Origin of the sequence: Saccharothrix saharensis, from assembly GCF_006716745.1 — a bacterium.
Lineage (GTDB): Bacteria > Actinomycetota > Actinomycetes > Mycobacteriales > Pseudonocardiaceae > Actinosynnema > Actinosynnema saharense.
On the sequence record NZ_VFPP01000001.1, the window covers coordinates 2,313,947 to 2,329,293 of the forward strand.

At 73.7% G+C, this 15,347-nt stretch carries 16 protein-coding genes; 4 read left to right on the forward strand and 12 right to left on the reverse strand.

Going from position 1 to position 15,347, the window contains the following annotated elements; genetic code table 11:
- Positions 1 to 78 precede the first annotated feature (78 nt).
- The gene (locus FHX81_RS09265; RefSeq protein WP_141976944.1) at positions 79 to 1,467 is read left to right on the forward strand and encodes a WS/DGAT/MGAT family O-acyltransferase; all 1,389 of its coding nucleotides are present in this window, start codon (positions 79 to 81) and stop codon (positions 1,465 to 1,467) included.
- On the opposite strand, the gene FHX81_RS09270 is transcribed toward FHX81_RS09265, so the two are convergent.
- Positions 1,448 to 1,669: a hypothetical protein gene (locus FHX81_RS09270; protein WP_141976946.1), complete on the reverse strand. Its 222-nt coding sequence runs from the start codon at positions 1,667 to 1,669 to the stop codon at positions 1,448 to 1,450. The genes FHX81_RS09265 and FHX81_RS09270 overlap by 20 nt on opposite strands.
- Before the next feature lie 86 nt (positions 1,670 to 1,755).
- On the opposite strand from FHX81_RS09270, the gene FHX81_RS09275 reads away from it, so the two are divergent.
- Both FHX81_RS09275 and FHX81_RS09280 read left to right on the forward strand, forming a co-directional pair.
- Positions 1,756 to 2,616 (forward strand): helix-turn-helix domain-containing protein, encoded by an 861-nt coding sequence (locus tag FHX81_RS09275; RefSeq protein ID WP_246107713.1) that lies wholly within the window; start codon positions 1,756 to 1,758, stop codon positions 2,614 to 2,616.
- Positions 2,613 to 2,786 carry a DUF397 domain-containing protein gene (locus FHX81_RS09280; protein WP_141976950.1) on the forward strand — a complete coding sequence of 58 codons (174 nt, stop codon included), beginning with the start codon at positions 2,613 to 2,615 and terminating at the stop codon, positions 2,784 to 2,786. Before FHX81_RS09275 ends, FHX81_RS09280 begins: the two co-directional genes overlap by 4 nt.
- Here FHX81_RS09280 and FHX81_RS09285 read toward each other — a convergent pair.
- Genes FHX81_RS09285 through FHX81_RS09295 form a run of 3 tightly spaced genes read right to left on the reverse strand, consistent with a single transcriptional unit; the run spans position 2,776 to position 5,322 of the window.
- Positions 2,776 to 3,513, reverse strand: coding sequence for an aminoglycoside adenylyltransferase domain-containing protein (locus FHX81_RS09285; protein WP_141976952.1), 738 nt, complete (start codon positions 3,511 to 3,513; stop codon positions 2,776 to 2,778). The two genes, FHX81_RS09280 and FHX81_RS09285, sit on opposite strands and share 11 nt — an antisense overlap.
- Positions 3,514 to 3,517: 4 nt before the next feature.
- A complete protein-coding gene (locus FHX81_RS09290; RefSeq protein ID WP_141976954.1) occupies positions 3,518 to 4,414 on the reverse strand; it encodes an alpha/beta fold hydrolase in 897 nt (298 codons plus the stop codon).
- 5 nt (positions 4,415 to 4,419) lie between these two features.
- Complete coding sequence (locus tag FHX81_RS09295; RefSeq protein ID WP_246107714.1) at positions 4,420 to 5,322, reverse strand: patatin-like phospholipase family protein; 903 nt, start codon at positions 5,320 to 5,322, stop codon at positions 4,420 to 4,422.
- Positions 5,323 to 5,336: 14 nt separating this feature from the next.
- On the opposite strand from FHX81_RS09295, the gene FHX81_RS09300 reads away from it, so the two are divergent.
- On the forward strand, positions 5,337 to 5,870 hold the full coding sequence (locus FHX81_RS09300; protein ID WP_141976956.1) for an AAA family ATPase: 534 nt from the start codon (positions 5,337 to 5,339) through the stop codon (positions 5,868 to 5,870).
- Here the strand turns inward: FHX81_RS09300 and FHX81_RS09305 are convergent.
- The 8 genes from FHX81_RS09305 to FHX81_RS09340 form a co-directional block, all read right to left on the reverse strand.
- Positions 5,867 to 6,667 carry an LLM class flavin-dependent oxidoreductase gene (locus tag FHX81_RS09305; protein WP_141976958.1) on the reverse strand — a complete coding sequence of 267 codons (801 nt, stop codon included), beginning with the start codon at positions 6,665 to 6,667 and terminating at the stop codon, positions 5,867 to 5,869. The genes FHX81_RS09300 and FHX81_RS09305 overlap by 4 nt on opposite strands.
- 23 nt (positions 6,668 to 6,690) lie before the next feature.
- On the reverse strand, positions 6,691 to 7,758 hold the full coding sequence (locus FHX81_RS09310) for a type III polyketide synthase (RefSeq protein WP_141976960.1): 1,068 nt from the start codon (positions 7,756 to 7,758) through the stop codon (positions 6,691 to 6,693).
- 8 nt (positions 7,759 to 7,766) lie between these two features.
- On the reverse strand, positions 7,767 to 8,990 hold the full coding sequence (locus FHX81_RS09315; RefSeq protein ID WP_211363438.1) for a cytochrome P450: 1,224 nt from the start codon (positions 8,988 to 8,990) through the stop codon (positions 7,767 to 7,769).
- Between the two features lie 246 nt (positions 8,991 to 9,236).
- The gene (locus tag FHX81_RS09320; RefSeq protein ID WP_141976962.1) at positions 9,237 to 9,701 is read right to left on the reverse strand and encodes a hypothetical protein; all 465 of its coding nucleotides are present in this window, start codon (positions 9,699 to 9,701) and stop codon (positions 9,237 to 9,239) included.
- A 26-nt stretch (positions 9,702 to 9,727) separates the two neighbouring features.
- The gene (locus FHX81_RS09325) at positions 9,728 to 10,930 is read right to left on the reverse strand and encodes a CHAT domain-containing protein (protein WP_211363439.1); all 1,203 of its coding nucleotides are present in this window, start codon (positions 10,928 to 10,930) and stop codon (positions 9,728 to 9,730) included.
- Positions 10,927 to 13,011: a hypothetical protein gene (locus FHX81_RS09330; protein ID WP_141976966.1), complete on the reverse strand. Its 2,085-nt coding sequence runs from the start codon at positions 13,009 to 13,011 to the stop codon at positions 10,927 to 10,929. Before FHX81_RS09330 ends, FHX81_RS09325 begins: the two co-directional genes overlap by 4 nt.
- The gene (locus FHX81_RS09335; RefSeq protein WP_141976968.1) at positions 13,008 to 14,015 is read right to left on the reverse strand and encodes a hypothetical protein; all 1,008 of its coding nucleotides are present in this window, start codon (positions 14,013 to 14,015) and stop codon (positions 13,008 to 13,010) included. The genes FHX81_RS09330 and FHX81_RS09335 overlap by 4 nt, the downstream gene beginning before the upstream one ends.
- Complete coding sequence (locus tag FHX81_RS09340) at positions 14,012 to 15,259, reverse strand: hypothetical protein (protein WP_211363440.1); 1,248 nt, start codon at positions 15,257 to 15,259, stop codon at positions 14,012 to 14,014. The genes FHX81_RS09335 and FHX81_RS09340 overlap by 4 nt, the downstream gene beginning before the upstream one ends.
- Positions 15,260 to 15,347: the final 88 nt, after the last annotated feature.

Here is a 15,347-nt window from a genome sequence, read left to right on the forward strand (position 1 = left end):
CGCCAGTACCGGTGAGTCTCGATCCTTGCGGGGTCACCTCCCTGGACCAGTGGGACGACGCGGGCCTACGGTCGGTCGATGGATCGGATGAGCGCGATGGACGCGGGCTTCTTCTTCATCGAGGACGAGAACGTGCCCATGCACGTCGGCTCGGTCCTGGTGTTCGAGGGACCGGCGCCGTCGTACGGGGACGTGGTGCGCTTGTTCGCGGCCAAGTTGGGGACCGTGCCGCGGTACCGGCAGCGGGTGAAGGCGTTGCCGTTGCACGTCGGCCGTCCGGTGTGGGTGGACGACGAGCACTTCCAGGTCCTGTACCACGTCCGGCACACCGCCGTGCCGTCGCCGGGTGCGGACGACCAGCTCCGCAACCTCGCCGGACGTCTGTTCGCGCAACGCCTCGACCTGGCCAAGCCCTTGTGGGAGGTCTGGCTGGTGGAGGGCTTGGAGGACGGTCGGTGGGCGATCATCTCCAAGGTCCACCACTGCCTGATCGACGGCGTCGCGGGCAGTGACCTCATGCAGGTGCTGCTGGACTGGCGCGCGGACTCGCCCCTGCCCGAACCGGCGCGCTGGCAGCCCGCCACCAGCCCGTCGACCTTGGACCTGGTCGTGGACGGCGTACGTGACGCGGTGCTGACGCCGGTCACGCACCTGGCCAAGTTCCCGGCGTTGGCCAAGCGGTTGCGCAGCGGCACGGAGGTGCTGGACTTCGGCCGGGCCGTGCTGCGCAGCCTGCCGACGACCGCCCGCCGGCTCGCGGCCGGCACGCCGAAGACCTTGAACGGGCCGATCGGACCGCACCGGCGGTGGGTGTGGGCCAAGGCCGACTTGGCCGAGATCAAGGCCATTCGCCGGGTCACCGGAGGCACGGTGAACGACGTCATCCTCGCGGCGGTGACGCGAGGGTTCCGCGACCTTCTCGCCAAGCGCGACGACCTGGCCGACGGTCAGGTGGTGCGCAGCATGGTGCCGGTGTCGATGCGCTCCTCCGCCGAGCGCGGCGTGCTGAACAACCGCGTCAGTGCGGTGTTGGTGAACCTCCCTGTCAGTGAGCCGGACCCGCTGACGCGGCTCGCGTCGATCCGGGAACAGATGGACGGCCTCAAGAGCAGCCGGCAGGCGGCGGGCGCCGACGTGCTCACGAACCTGACGAACTTCGCACTCCCCACCTTGCTGGCACTGGGCTCGCGCACCGCCGTGCGCTTCCCGCAGCAGTTGTTGCAGACGGTCACGACGAACGTGCCCGGTCCGCGCATCCCGTTGTTCATGCTGGGCAGGCGGCTGTCCGAGATCTACCCGTACGCGCCGATCGCGAGCACACTGCGCATCAGTGTCGGCATCTTCTCCTATCTCGACCGGATCACCTTCGGCATCAACGCGGACTTCGACGGCGTGCCGGACGTCCAGGTGCTCGCCGACGGCATCCGCGCGGGCTTCGACGAACTGGTCACCTCGACCGCGAGCTGAGGTGGTCGGCCGCCACCGCGCCGGCCAACTCGGCCGCCTCCACCGCCACCTCGCCGATCCTGGTCAGGGCCTGCGGCTCGATGTAGAGCTCCACGTCCTGACCGATCTTGAACACCACCGCACCTCCTCCCGGCTCCACCTCGTAGTTGATCCAGACATCACCCGGCACCTGCGCCCACAGGTGCACCTGAGCCCGACCCATCACGCCCTCCGATCTGCACTTCTGTTACGATCATGCCCAGCATTAGTAATATCAGTAAGTATGACTACCCGATCGGATGATAGATCATGGCGACGTCGCCGTCTGTAGCCGGCTGGGAACTGGGCCTGCGCCTGCGGGAGCGCCGCGAACTCCTGGACGTGACCTCCGTGTCGGCCGGTAAGGCCATCGGCACCAGTCAGTCCTACATCTCGGGCATCGAGAACGGGAAGCTCAAGATCAGCGCGGCCAAGCTGGCCGAACTCGCCGCCGTGCTGGAGTTCGACAAGGCCGAGGTCGAGGAGCTGCAAGCACTGCGCGAGGCGGCGGGAAAGCGCGCCTGGTGGAGCCCTTATTCAGCCATGTTCAACAGCGAGGTGTTGCGGTACTTCGGGTTCGAGGCCGGCGCCGAGAGCATCCGTGCCTACAGCGCGGGCATGATCACCAGCCTGCTCCAGACCCGGGACTACGCCATGGCCATCATGAACGGCGGCGCGCCGAGCATCCGGCTGGCCGAGGCGCACCGCCGCGTCGAGGTGAGGATGAAGCGGCAAGAGCGCCTGGAGGGCGAGGACCCGATCCGGCTCACCACGGTCATCACCGAGTCCGGGCTGCGGCAGGTGGTCGGCGGCCGGGAGGTGATGGTGGCGCAGCTCAAGCACCTGGTCGCCAGGATCCACCAGCTCCCGGACACGCTCGACGTGCGGATCGTGCCGTTCAGCGCCGACTACCACAACGCCATCGGCGGCTCGACCTTCTACCTCCTGGGTTTCGCCAGCAGCAGGCTGCCCGACCTGGTGTGGCAGGAGACCGTGTCGACCACCGATCTGATCGACCAGCCCATGCGGATCCGCGAGTACAGTTTGGCGCACAGCCAGGCCATGGATTTCGCGCTCGACCGGGTCGGATCACTCGGTCTGATCGAGCAGATCGGCAAGGAGTTGGAGTGAACCGGACCGACCGCACCGACTGGTTCAAGTCGAGCCGCAGCGCCGAGAACCCGGCCTGCGTCGAGGTCCGGTTCGTGCCCGACGCGATCGACGTCCGCGACTCCAAGAACCCGACCGGGCCGGTGCTGTCGTTCCCCCGATCCGCGTGGACCAAGTTCCTCAACCGCTGAGGCGGTCAACCTCGGCCACGACGTGGCGCACGTGCTCGGGCACGCGCGCCCTCAGGTCGTCGGGCCAGCTCTCCTCGTCGTAACGGCACTCGAGGTACAGCTCCCTGGCGTGCGCCAGCACCGCGCGGTGCGCCGGTGGCAGCCGTGCCAACGCCCAGTCGGCGGCTGCGGCCTTCGACCTGATCGCGCCGGTCGCGACGGTGGTCCACACGCGGGCCAGGGTCAGCACGACGTTGCGGGTGTCGTGGTCCAGGTCGGCCAGCAGGCCCGGCACTCCCGCCAGGCTCGCCCGCACCACGTCGGCGTGCGGGACCGGGTCCAGGACCTCGGCCGGTGGCGGGCCGGACAGCGGGTGGTTCCCGGCCAACGCCATCGTGACCAGCAGGGCCAGGTCCGGCATCGGCTCGGGCACCGGGACCGTGCCGGACTCGAACTCCGCGCGCAGCCACTCGCCGTACTGGAAGTCGGCGGTCGGGGGGAACCGCCACGGGCGGATCTCCGACTGGACCACCACGGTCAGTTCGACCGGGCGGGGGCAGGGGAGCGCCAGCAGGCCGTCCAGCAGAGCCCGCCGCCGCACGCGCTCCATCGGCCGCCGGGTGACGACGAGGAAATCCAGGTCACTGGCCGGTTTCAGGCCGTCCAGCACGGCGGAGCCGTGGAGGTAGACGCCGAGGGGGTCGAGCACGGCACGGGTCAGCTCGGCGACCTCCCGGATCGGGTCCACGCCGTCAGCCCAGCTCCGCCAGCCAGTCCCTCAGCCGGGACGCGACCAGCTCCGGCACCTCCAACTGCGGCACGTGACCGACGTCCTCCAGCACCTCGAAGCGCCACGACGGGTTGCGCCGCGCCGCCTCACGCGCCGACGCGACCGGCACCAGGCGGTCCTTGTCGCCCGACATCAGGTACACCGGCACGCGCACCCTGCTCATCGCCGTGTAGTACCGGCGCGCGGTGGCACCGGTCCACACGACCGACCGCGCCGCCGCCAGGAACGCCTCGTCCAGCCCAGGGATCTCGGCCCGCTGCTCCAGCAGCGACATCGACGCCAGGACGATCTCCTCCGGCACCGACCTCGCGTTCGCGCACACCAGGTTCAGCACCCGCTTGACCTGCCGCCGCGTCGACACCCCGGCCCGCGACTTCGCGAGGAACCACTGCCCCAGCCCCGGCACGGCGTACATCGCGAACGCCGCCGCGACCTGCGGGTCCGGGCGGACGCCGAACGGCATCGGCACGGCCGGGTCCAGCAGCCCCAGCGCCGTCACCGACTCGGGGCGGCGGGCCGCGTGCAGGATCGCGATCATCCCGCCCATCGAGTTGCCCACCAGCACCACCGGCTCGCCGACCACCTCGGCCAGGAACCGCTCCAGCAGCCGCGCGTTCGCGGGCACCGTCGTGGACCGCCCCTCGGGGTGGGTGAGCCCGAACCCGGCCAGGTCGACGGCCAGCACGCGGTACCGGTCGACCAGGTGCGGCGCGAGCAGGCACCAGTTGAGGTGCGAGCCGCCCAGGCCGTGCACGAGCACCATCGGCGGGCCCTCGCCGCCGAAGTCGACGTAGTGCACCGGTGCGCCGTCCAGGTCGACGTGCCGGCTCGTCCCGCCCCAGTGGTCGAGTGTGGTCATACCGGTCAGTATGTCCCGGAGGGGTGGCCGTACAGACCGGGGCCCTCGATCCGCACGCCGGCGAGGAACGCCGCCGAGGCGTCGTAGGACGCGGCGACCAGTTCCGCGGTGTGCCCGAAGTCGAGCGGCGTCACGGGCTGCACGGGCGGTCCGGGCAGGTAGACGACCGGCACGTCGGCCGAGGCCGGCTCGGCTTCCAGCACGGCCTGGTTGCGGGTGCTCAACGTGGCCCAGAACAGCAGCGTCTCGGCGAGCGTCGCGGGCACGGTCGGCAGGTGTCCCGGGAACGTGCAGTCCAGCACGACCAGCGACTTCGCGCCCATGGCCAGCGCCTGGCGGATCGGCACGTTCGCCAGCACGCCGCCGTCGTAGAGCACCCGCCCGTCTCGCCGCACGGGTGGGTAGATGCCCGGGATGGCGCTGCTGGCCAGCACCGCGGACACCAGGTCGCCCGAGGTCAGCGCCACGGCGGTGCCGGTCACCGAGTCGACCGCCACCGCGCCGAACGGCAGCGCGAGGTCGGCGAAGTCGGGCGTGCCGCCGAGGCCGAACGCCAGCACCTCGGCCGGCCCCGTGTTGGGGAACAGGTGGGTCTTGTGCTGCCGCAACGTCCTGGCCTGGGCGAGCAGTCCGCCGGGGAACACGCGGGCCCGGGTCATGTGCCGCCAGATCGCGGCCAGCCGCTCGAACGCGCCCGCCGGGTCGAGCGCGAGCAGCGAGCCGTTGACCGAGCCCACGGACGTGCCGACCACGAGCTCCGGCACCACGCCGCGCTCGGCCAGCGCCCGCAGCATGCCGACCTGGCCCGCGCCCAGGCTGCCGCCACCACCGAGCACGAACCCGACGGGTCGGGGCAGGTCGAGGTCCACGGCCCGGATCGTCCCACCGCGGCGACGGAACGAAGTCACCTAGTGTGGTGAACATGATCGTGTGGCTCAACGGCGCGTTCGGCGCGGGCAAGACGACCCTGGCCGAGGAGCTGCGGCGCAGGCTGCCGGACGCGCTGTCGTTCGACCCGGAACACGTCGGCCTGCTGCTCCGCATGTCCGCACCACCGCCGCCGACCGGTGACTTCCAGGACCTGCCCGCGTGGCGCAAGACGACCGCCGAGTTCGCCACCACCCTGCACCGCGAGTACGGGCAGCACGTGATCACGCCGATGACCCTGGTCGAGCGGTCCTACCAGGAGGAGATCTTCGGGCACCTGGCCTCCGCCGGCGTCCCGCTGCTGCACGTCTTCCTCGACGTGCCCGCCGACGAACTGCGCCGCCGCATCACCGACCAGGTGCTGGACCCGTACAACCCGGAGGCGGACGCCCAAGCGCGCGCCTTCCGCCTCCGCAACGTGGACCGCTGCGTCGCCGCTCGGGCCTCCCTGCCGGCGGGCACGCTCGTGCTGTCCGGTGACCGGCACCCACCGGAAGAGCTGGCCGACCAGGTCCTGGCGGCGCTCTAGGACGACGGCGGGCCGGCGGTGATCCGCTCGCGGACCGCGTCGACCGTCGTTTCCCAGTCCGACTCGATCCACCAGGTGGCGCCCGCGTCGGCCCACTCGGCCACGTCGGTCGCCTTGCCCTCGGCGATCACGTCGAAGCCGTCCCACGGCAACCCGAGCGAGGTGCGCAGCGACCGCGCCTCCGCCACGATCGCCGACAGCTCCGCCGGGGTCTCGGCACCGCGCGCCTCGCCGTCCGCGATCACGTTCGGCAGCAGCCCGTCCCACGACACGGCACGCCGCATCGACACCGGACGGCCGAACGCGCCCACCACCCACACCGGCACACGGGGCCGTTGCACGGGCGGTGGGGGTGGGAAGAAGTCCGTTTCCCGCACGTCGTAGCGCCGGCCGTGGAACGAGAACGGTTGGCCGCGCATCAGGCCGTCGTACACGGCCAGGCCTTCGTCGAGCAGCAGCGCCCGCTCGGCACGACCGGTCTCGCGCTCGAACGCGGTCCAGCCCGGGTGCAGGGCGCCCAGCCCGACCGAGAGCTGCACCCGCCCGCCCGACAGCCGGTCCAGCGTCGCCGCCTTCGACGCCACGTCCCACGGCTTGAACCGGGGCAGCGGCGTGAGCATCGTGCCCAACCGCACCGACGACGTGCGCATCGCCGCCGCCGCCAACGCCACCCACGCGTCGACGCCCCACACCGCCTCGGCCAGGAACACGCCGTCCCAGCCGCACTCCTCCGCCAACGCCGCGCACGACGCCACGTCCGGCGCGTCGAAGAACGGCAGCACGATCCCGCACCGCATGCGCGGCAGCGTCCCACACCGCGTCACGGCACGGCGGCGAGCCGGGACGCGGTCCACGTGCCGAGCGCGATCTCCGCCGTGATGCCCGGCCCGAACCCCGCGATGACGCCCCGCGCACCGGGCCGCGCGCCGCCGTCGGCGAACAGCCGTGCCAGGGCGTCGAAGATGACGACGCTGGCCACGTTGCCGCGCTCGGTGAGCGTGGTCCTGCTGTACCGGAACGTCTCCGGCGGCAGCCGCAGGTGCTTGCCCAGGTCGTCCAGGATCCGCGGCCCGCCCGCGTGCACGATGTAGAAGTCGAGGCCCGCGATGTCCCAGCCGTGCGGTTCGGCCATGTCCCGCATGGCGGGCGCGAGCACCGACATCGTGCCGGGCACCCGCTTGTCCAGCAGGAAGTGGAACCCGGTCTCGCGCACCTCGTAGGCGATCCAGTCCTCCGTGTCGGGCACCAGCCGCGAGCTGTTCCGCTCGACCGACACGCCCTCGCCGCCCTCGCCCCGCATCACGGCCGCCGCCAGCGCGTCGCCGAACAGGCCGTTGGACAGCAGGTTGCCGACGGCGCGGTCCGTCGGCTGGTAGAGCAGCGAGCAGAACTCGCACGCGACGATCAGCACGTTCGACCGCGGGTAGGCGGTGCAGAAGTCGTGCGCGCGGTTGATCGCCGCGCCGCCGGCGGCGCAGCCGAGCTGGGCGATCGGGAGTTGCCGGGTGGACGACCGGAACCCCATCGTGTTGATCAGCCAGGCCGTCATCGACGGCATCATGAACCCGGTGCACGAGACGTACACGATCAGGTCGATGTCGGCGGCGGCCAGGTCGGCGTGGTCCAACGCCCGCCGCACCACGTCCGGCACCCGGGACTTGGCCTCCTTCTCGTAGACGGCGTTGCGCACGGTGAAACCGGGGTGCTTGAGGGTGTCCTCGATCGGCTGGACGATGTGCCTGGTCTGGACGCCGGTGTTGCCGATCAGCCGCAGCGCGAGGTCGAGCTGCGGGTGGTCGCGGTGCAGCACCCTGGCCAGTTCCAGGGTCTGCTCGCGGGTGATGAGGTGTTCGGGCACCGCGATGGCGGGCCGGCACAGCGTGGCCACGGCTCTCCTCACCACGTGACCGGCAGGGCCAGCGGGTACCGCCAGATCGAGACGGTGTTCCACCGCACCTCCGCGGCCGGGACCGCCGACCGCAGGGTCGGGAACCGCGCGAGCAGCCCGCCGACGGCCTCCTGGAGCACCATGCGGGCCAGGTGCGAGCCCGGGCAGTGGTGCCCGCCGTGGCCGAACGTCAGGTGCGGCGCGGGGTCGCGGCGGTCGAAGTCGAGCTCGTCGGGGCGGTCGTAGGCCAGCTCGTCGCGGTTGCCGGTCAAGTAGGACACGTGGACCGCGTCACCCGCCTTGATCGTCACGCCGCCCAGCTCGACGTCCTCCAGGGCGACGCGCGGGATGCCGACGCCCTGCCGGAACGGGATGTACCGCAGCAGCTCCTCGACGGCCCGCGGCACCACCTCCGGCTCCGCGCGCAGCCGGGCCAGGTGCCGGGGGTGGGTGAGCAGCGTGAACGTGATGTCGCCGATCTCGTAGGTCGTGGTGTCGTGGCCGGTGACGGCGAGGAGCATGGCCAGCACGGACAGCTCGGCGTCGGCGAGCACGTCGTCACCGACGCGGGCCGTGGCCAGGGCGCTGATCAGGTCGTCGCCCGGGTCGCGGCGGCGGGCGGCGGTGAGCTGGTCGAAGTAGCCGCGCATGGCGGCCTTGGCCTCGGCGGCGGCGGTCCGGTCGGCGGGGCTCATCGACATCATGGTCGCCGCCCACGCCCGCACCCGCGGCCGGTCCGGCTCGGGGATGTCCAGCAGCTCGCAGATCGTCATCAGGGGCAGCCGGTCCGCCAGGTGCTCGACCACGTCGGCCGGTGGGCCGTGCTCGACCATGGCGTCGAGGAGGGCGTGGACGGTCCGGCGCGTCCACGGTCGCAGCGCCTCGACCTGGGGTGTGGTGAACGCCTTGGCGACCAGCCTGCGGACCCGGTTGAGCGCGGGCGGGTCCATCAGGTTGATCGCCTCGCGCTGGGCTATGGGCGCCGGCGTGATGCGCGGGAAGTCGCGTCCGATCAGCGCGGCCCGGCTGAACCGCCGGTCGGAGGTGACCGCCCGGACGTCGTCGTAGCGCGTCACCAGCCACGCCTCGCCCTCCCCGTACGGCATGCGCACCCTGGCGACCGGCGCCTCGACCCGCATCCGGGTCAGGAACGGGTCGGGCTCCAGTGCCTCGTCATGGCGGAAGGGGCAGGTCGGCGCGGACTCCCGGTCACGCGCTCGGACGTTCACCACGGACGTTCCCCTCGTGGACGGCGATGCGGTTCCCTCCCATCACACACGCCGCCGCGCTGTCCCGTTCCCGCCGGCGGCACGGTTCATCAGTTGTCGCGGTTCTCCCACCGGTTCGTGACCGGTGGCCGGCCGCTCCTTGACTCTCCGGGCCGCTCGGCTCCACTCATTCAGGCGCTCGAACGCCCTCCATGGGGCGCAGGTCCGGAGCGCCACCGCCGCGCAACGTAGGCCGAGGCGGGCCGAAGCTCAGAAGATGGGCGTGAAGACGCACTCGAACCCGTACTCCCGGCCCGGCCGCGGGCTGCTGACCATCCAGTACTCGCCGGGTCGGACGACGACGCCCATGTAGGAGTTGAGGTCGGCGCTGGAGTCGGCGTAGCCGACGCTGGTCTCCGGCGGGTTCGCGGTCCCGACGAGCAGCCGGAGCCGGGACGTCCGCCCGCCGACGAAGAACACGGCCACGTAGCCGAACGTCTTCGCGTGGTAGACGGTGTCCAGCGCGGCTTGGAAGCGCGGTTGGCCGACCCCGACCGACGCCGCGCGCGCCTCCAGGGACCGCAACGCGCCGTCGGTCCGCTCGGCCAGCCCGTGCAGCCGCGCGTACCGCTCCTCGTCGTCGGTCAGCTTGCCCAGCAGGCCGGTCAGCCGTTCGACGCGGCCTTCCAGCTCCCGCACCCTGGTGTACAGCGCTTCGTCCCTGGTTCCGAACACGTCCTCACCCCTCTCGGCGAGGGACGTTACGCACCGTCCGGTCCCCTACCGGTCCCAACTGCACGGCGGGGTGACGGTGCCCAGGTCGTGGTGCACGCCGCCCAGACGAGCGGTGACCAGGTGAGGTCGCCGGTGTCCTCCCACCGGGTGGCGGCGGCACGTTGCCACTCGTTGAGCGCGGTCACCGGGTCGGGCGCGCGGTGGGCGGCGTCGACCGCCAGCACGGTCGGCGCGAGGACCGGTGTCGGGGGGAAGCCGGGGACCAGTCGGCGCAGCCCCTCGTCGGTCGGCAACGTCCACCTCGTCGCCGTGACGTGCTCCGCGCCGCCGTGCACCATGGCGGTGACCAGGCCGGACGGTTCGGCGAACCGGACGTCGCCGCCGCTCTCGCACGCCACCAGGGCCACCCGCGCGGGGATGCGCCACGGGCGCACCGGGCCGGCGCGGTGACCCAGCACGATGTCGGCGGCGGTCAGGGGGCGGTGGGCGCCGATCGGCGCGGCCCGGCCCTCGGTGTCGGCGGTGCAGGACAGGTGCAGGCGCGCGTCCAGGCCGTGCTCGCCGGTGGTCACGTGGCCGACGTAGAGCAGGCGTGACGCGGTGGCCAGGGCTCGTTCGAGGTGGTCGCGGTCGAGGTCGTCGCGGCGCGTGCCGCCGAGCGCCGCCAGGTCCGCCGGGCCGAGGACCGAACCCAGGCCGGAGTGGTCGGCGAACCCCGGCACGACGGGGTCCAGCACGGCCACGACCGTCCCTTGTGGATCGAACGGGCTGACGCGGCGTGCGGCGGCGTTGCCCACGGTGGCCGGTGGCAGCACCGAGATCGTGGCGTCGTGGACCGCCCGCAGCCCGTCGTCGATCCGCAGGGCTTCCCAGGGCACCAGGGCGGTCGACGGGGACGGTTGGACGCGCAGGTGGGGCCGGATCCCCCGGCCGAGGAACGCGTTCAGCTCCACCGCCAGCCGGTGCGGGATCAACGCCCGCGCCAGCCTGGTCGCCAGGTCCCGCTCGCGGTCGTGGTCCACGAGCGGGCCGCGGGTGAGCGCGCGGCGCAGGGCCTGGTCGGCGGTCTCCCCCGGCAACGGCGACGGCACCGCTTCGGCCCACTCGGTCAGCGTGGCGTGCACGAGGTCGCGCGGCACGGCCACGACGCGCGGCTCGGCCGGTTCGTGCTCCCAGCGCCACGAGACGTACAGGTCGCCCGCGTCCACGAGCTTGAGCTGGACGGTCACCACGACGCCACCGCCCGGCCGGAGCGGACGGGGAAGCCGTAGCGGCGTTCGGCCACGTCGATCCAGGCGTCCAGGGCGGTCGGCACGGCGGGGTCGAGCCGGACCCTCGGCGGCAGGTCGAAGCCGGTGGCGGGGTCCGCGCCGGTGGCCAGGCCGGCGGCGGCGTAGGGCAGGTGCGCCTCGACCACCGGCGGCGCGGGCAGCGCCACCAGCTCACCGCGTTCGACGTGCCCGGCGCCTTCCGCCTGCAAGGACACCGAGCCGGCGACGTGGTCGACGTACTCGGCGGCCAGGGTCACGTCCTGCACCGCCCGGATCGCCAGGAACGCCGTGCGGGTCGCGGGTGCGGAGGCCAACGCCACCCAGCGCTCCCGCAGCGGCCCGTGCGGGAACCGCTGCCGCACGGCCTCCGCCGCCAGCGCGGCGGGCAGGGCCAGGTCCAGCGCCCGGTGGCCGAGCCGGCGGCGTTCGTCCCCGGTGACCGCCGCGGCCCGGCGCACCAGGGCGTCCGCCCGCCACCACGCCATGCCCAGCGCGACGTGCCACAGCCCGGCCGCCTCGCACAGTTCCGCCGCCCGCGCGTAGCAGGCCTCGGCCTCGGCGAAGTCCCGCGCCGCCTCGAACGCCGAACCCCGCACCTGGTGCACGGCCACTTCCTGCAACGGGGTCGCCGCACCCAGCAGCGCGAGCGCGCGGTCGGCCAGCGCCAGTGCCTCGCGCGGCCGGCCGCGCAGCACCGCGACCGCCGCCCGACCGTGCAGGCACACCGCCCGCCGGCCGGGGTCGTCGGCGAGCAGGGCGTCCGCCTCGTCGTACAGGGCGTCGGCCCGGTCGGCGTCCGAGGCCAGGTAGGCCAGGCGCGCGGCGCTGAGCAGGGCGGTGGCCTCGCCCGGGACGTCGCCGGTGGCGGCGCTCAGCTCGCGGGCCAGGGCCAGGTGCTCGGAAGCGCCGGGCAGGTCGCCGGTCGCGCTGGTGATCTCGGCCCACGTCAGGTGGACGGACGCGGCCAGCGCGGGCGCGGCGGAGTAGGCGAGGTCCAGCGCTCGGCGCGCCTCGTCCGCCGCTTCGGCGAACCAGCCGCCGGTGGCGAGCACGCGGGCGCGCAGGGCGCGGACGGTGGCTTCGTGCGACTCGCCGTCGTCGGCGGCCGTGACGATGTCGAGGGCGTCGTCCAGGTCGGCCAGCGCTTCGGGCAGCCGCGTCTGCCGCTGTCGTGCCGCGGCACGTGACACCAGCGCGTTCACCAGCACGGTGGCGGACCCGTACGCGTCGCCGACCTGGCTCAACGCCTCCCGTGCCGCTTCGACCGCCTCGGTGCTCCACCGCACGACGTCGTCGGGGTGGTCGGCGACGCCGGCGAGGTTGCCCGCGACACCCGCCCGGCACACGACGGCTTCGACGTCGTCGACGTCCAGGGTTTCGAGGTAGGCGGCGTCGAAGGCCGACTTGGCGGCGGCGCGGTCGCCTGCCGCCAGCAGCGCCACGCCCTCGGCGTTCAGCTCCACGAACCGCCGCCACCGGGGGCCGAGCGGCTGCCGGCCCGGGTTGTCCGCCAGCATGCGGTACATCGCCGCGCGCCGCTCGTCACCCGCCTCGTCGGCCAGGAGCGCCAGGCCGGCGTACAGGTTCTCCAGGTACTCCGGCGCGTGCCGCGCGGCCAGGTCGACGGTGCGGGTGGCTTCCGCCTCGGCCTCCGCGAGCCGGCCGGCCGCCATCAGCAGGCCCACGCGGGAGGTGCGGAGCACCACCTCACCCGTCGCGTCGGCGTCGGCCAACGCGCCCTCGACGTCCCGCCACGCCTCGTCCCACCGGTCCAGCCAGGGCAGCAGGTCGGCGCGCGAGGCGAGGGCCATGACCCAGACCTGCCCCTCCCCCGCCTCGATCGCCTCGGTCAGCAGGTCCACGGCGAGCTGCCGTTCACCGGCCAGGTCGACCACGTGCGCCAGGTTCACCAGGACGTGCGGGCGGTCTGCCGGGGGTGCCGCCGTCAAGGCCGCTTCGAGCGCCGCACGCGCGCCGGCCACGTCACCGTCGGCGGCGAGCCGCACGCCCTCGTCGTGCGACGCCGACCAGTCGCTCACCGCGCCGTCCGCTCGGTGAGCGTCGCGGTCGGCGAGGTGGTCCGGGCTCGGGCGTAGGCGATGATCGCCGCACGGCGCGGCCCGGCGGCGGGGTCCGGCGCGGCCGGTTCGGCGAAGTCCGGCGCGTAGACGACCAGCTCGCGCCGGTCCGGCGGCAGGAGCAGCACCGCCGCCGACACCGGCGTGGACCCGGTGAGCCGACCCACCTCGTCGACGCCGTCCAACGCCACCTCGACGTCACCGAACCGTGCCGCCAACCGGGCTCCCGGCTTCGGCCCGGGCACGACGGAGACCTCCACCACCGTGCGCCCCTGCCGCCGCACGACGGCCCACGTGGCGGGCGCGGCGGCGTCCACCGCACCGTGCGGCACCAACGACCAGTCCACAGTGGACGAACCGGACAAGGCGGCGATCCCGCCGCGGCCGCCGTCGAGACCTCCGGCCGCCAGGGCGAAACCCGACTGGCGAGGCACCTCCGCCGCGGGCAGGACCACGCCGTAGTCCTCGGCGAGGGCGGACACACGCCCGGCCAGGGCGGTCAACGCGGGGTCGGACGCGTCGAGCGGAACGACCGCCGCCAACGCCCGCTCCACCGCGTCCGGATCGTCCAGCAGGTGCTCCACGGCGGACACCTCGACGGCCAGTTCCGCGTGCAGCACGGCGGTGTTAAACGCGGGCACGCCGGCCGTCACCGACGCGGGCCACCACGCGCTCGCCCAGTTCAGCTGCGCCACCCGCCGGCACGCGTCACGGACGCGCCGGTCACCGGGACCGGGCTCACCCACCTCCGCCGCACCGCCGAGGATCGCGTCCGCCGCGTCCCCGTAGACCTCCCACAGCCACTCCGCCGCACGGTCCACGTCGTGCACCCGCGCGGCGGGCACGGGGGCGTCGACCAGGACGTCCCACGCCAGCAACGCGCCCGAGCACTCCAGCAGCGCCACCACCTCGGGCGACGTGGGCCAGTCGCCGACGACGACCTCGGACCCGCGGGTCACCCTCATGCCACCGCCTCCCGCTCCAGCGCCGAGCGCAGCCGGTCGCGCTGGTCCAGGATCACCGACCGCAGCACGCCGTCGAGCACGTCCCACACCTGGTCGAACGCCACGGGGTCGTGGCGCAGCTCGCGGCCGTGCACGCGCGCCCACAGCCGCCGCAGGTACGCCTCCCGCACACCGCGCACGTCCGCGCGGACCTCCGGCGGCGCGGCCGACGGCATGCGCAGCACGCGGTGCACGTACGCCTCGCGCTCCCACCTCGACCGCAACCGCGCAGCGGCCGACCCCGGCTCGCCCGCCGGCGGACCGGCGAGGTCGGCGGACGCGTCCCGACCCAGCACCACGACCAGCCGGCTCTCCTCGTCGGCGAGCTGCCACGGCCCGGCGGACCGGGCGATCTCCCGCCGCACCAACGTCGGCACGTCGGCCAGCCCGGCCCGCTGCGCCGCGTTGGTCAGCGGCGCGAACAGGCGTTCCAGGATCGACCGGTCGAACGGCCGGGGCAGGTTCGCCTTCGACGCGCCACGTCCCAGCTCGGGCCGCACGGGCACGTCGCGCGAGGTCAGCCCGTGCGCCAGCGCCACGCCCGGCCGGTGCAGCCCGACCGCGCCCGCGGTGCCGGCCCGGCCCGCGACCAGCGCGCCGAACAGGGCCCGGTCGGGCGCGACGGCGCAGGTGGCCAGGAACGGGGACGTCGCCATCGCGGTCACCGCCACCGGGGCGCGCGCGGCCCACGCGGAGGCCAGCAGCTCCGTCAGCTCACCCGCGTTCGCCGGATCGGTGAGGTGGTCGCGCAGTGCCGCCACGGTCGGCCCTTCGCGCCCGTGGACCTCTTCCAGCACGTCGGCGGCGATGTCGGCGGCGTCCGGGCCGGGTCCGCCGTGCGCCGTCGCCAGCTCGAAGCAGCGCTGGAAGTAGAGGTCCTGCGGGTTGCCGTCGGTGATCCACCGGCGGCGGCGTTCCTTCTTCAGCACCACGAACCAGCTCGCGGTCGCGGCCAGCACCGGACCCGCGTCGAGGATCCGGGACACCAGCGCGTCGGCGTGCTCGGCGGCGACCGCGCCCGCCGCGAACTCCGGGTTCAGCACGGGACGCAGCACCAGCGGGTCGAGGACCAGCTTGACCGTGCGGGTCAGCGGGCGGCCCGCCGCGTTGCTCAGCGGCGCGACCGCGTCACCCAGCCCGGCCCACGCCCGCGCGACCAGCGCGCCCCGCGGCAGCGTCGTCGGCACGGCTCGGGCGGTGCTCACCGGCCCGAGCCTAGTCGAACCCGATCACCGCTGGTGGCGCACTCGCGCGCCGCGTTCCTGGGACCGGTAGGCGGCCCGCGGGCCCGAC

Excerpts from the sequence above, each read along its gene's own strand:
- FHX81_RS09290 (WP_141976954.1), bottom strand. The coding sequence starts at position 4,414 with ATGACCACACTCGACCACTGGGGCGGGACGAGCCGGCACGTCGACCTG.
- FHX81_RS09265 (WP_141976944.1), top strand. The coding sequence starts at position 79 with ATGGATCGGATGAGCGCGATGGACGCGGGCTTCTTCTTCATCGAGGAC.
- FHX81_RS09270 (WP_141976946.1), bottom strand. The coding sequence starts at position 1,669 with ATGGGTCGGGCTCAGGTGCACCTGTGGGCGCAGGTGCCGGGTGATGTC.
- FHX81_RS09300 (WP_141976956.1), top strand. The coding sequence starts at position 5,337 with ATGATCGTGTGGCTCAACGGCGCGTTCGGCGCGGGCAAGACGACCCTG.
- FHX81_RS09335 (WP_141976968.1), bottom strand. The coding sequence starts at position 14,015 with ATGAGGGTGACCCGCGGGTCCGAGGTCGTCGTCGGCGACTGGCCCACG.
- FHX81_RS09275 (WP_246107713.1), top strand. The coding sequence starts at position 1,756 with ATGGCGACGTCGCCGTCTGTAGCCGGCTGGGAACTGGGCCTGCGCCTG.
- FHX81_RS09305 (WP_141976958.1), bottom strand. The coding sequence starts at position 6,667 with ATGCGGTGCGGGATCGTGCTGCCGTTCTTCGACGCGCCGGACGTGGCG.